General features: G+C 60.1%; 1 protein-coding gene. It reads left to right on the top strand.

What is annotated here, in order from left to right; translation table 11 throughout:
• Nucleotides 1-97 precede the first annotated feature (97 nt).
• The gene (locus tag NKI22_RS31360) at nucleotides 98-958 is read left to right on the top strand and encodes a DUF1236 domain-containing protein (protein WP_352816235.1); all 861 of its coding nucleotides are present in this window, start codon (nucleotides 98-100) and stop codon (nucleotides 956-958) included.
• Nucleotides 959-1109 lie beyond the last annotated feature (151 nt).

Below are 1109 nucleotides of genomic sequence, written 5' to 3'. Positions count from 1 at the left end.
CTCGGATCGCTTGCCGTTTCGCTCCATTGGTTTGGAACAAAATTTTTTAGCCGCAGTTTTACGCGGTGAAGGGACGCATTTTCCAAGGAGATCTCTCATGAAAGGCGTTCTGATCACCAGCTTGCTAGCAATCAGCGTCAGCTGCGGAGCTGCACTTGCCCAGACGCAGCAGTCGACCGACGACCAGTCCGGCGCCAATTGCGCAGCCGGCGCTGCCAATTGCCAGAATGGCGCCAAGATGGACGAGCAGGCTCAGGGCAAGGCCGGCGCTGCGACTGATCAACAGGCGCAGGGCAAACCGAAGCTGAAGACCGACGAGCAAGCCCAGGGCAAGGCCGGCGCCACGACTGATCAACAGGCGCAGGGCAACAAGAAGCTGAAGACCGAAGAGCAGGCCCAGGGCAAGGCCGGCGCCACGACCGACCAGCAGGCCACGGGCAACACGAAGATGAAGACTGACGAGCAAGCCCAAGGCAAGGCCGGCGCTACGACTGACCAGCAGGCCACGGGCAGCACCAAAATGAAGACCGACGAACAGGCCCAGGGCAAGGCCGGAACCACCGCTACCGAGCAGGCCCAAGGCAACACGAAAATGAAGACCGAGGAGCAGGCTCAGGGCAAGACTGGGACCACGACCACCGAGCAGACTCAGGGCAATGCCTCGACGCAGACGCAAGACCAGAGTTCGACCGCTTCCATCAGCAATGTGACCGTTGAACAGAAGACAGAGATCACGCAGGTCATCAAGGAGACGAACGTCCAACCCGTTTCCAGCGTCGATTTCGATATCTCCGTCGGCATCGAGGTTCCGCGGAAGAAGGTCCGCTTGCATCGTCTGCCGGCGCGCATCGTCAAGATCGTTCCGGCTTACGAAAGTTACGAGTATTTCGTGCTCGCCGACGGCCGGATCGTCATCGTCGACCCGAATACCTACAAGATCGTGGTTATCCTGAGCTAGTTGTGGCCAGACGGTCTACAGTGGGTTGATTATTGCACCAAAAGCCCGCCGCGCAGTTCGGGCGGCGGGCTTTTCCGTCCCGGCTCCAGCGTCTGCTGCAATCGCAGATCACGGTCCGTCCTCGGGGCGAGGAGCGAGCACAGTCTGATCG

It is taken from the genome of Mesorhizobium sp. M0778, assembly GCF_040320105.1.
Lineage (GTDB): Bacteria > Pseudomonadota > Alphaproteobacteria > Rhizobiales > Rhizobiaceae > Mesorhizobium.
The sequence above is the reverse complement of the archived record's forward strand: the minus strand, read 5'-3'. Positions and strand labels throughout refer to the sequence as shown.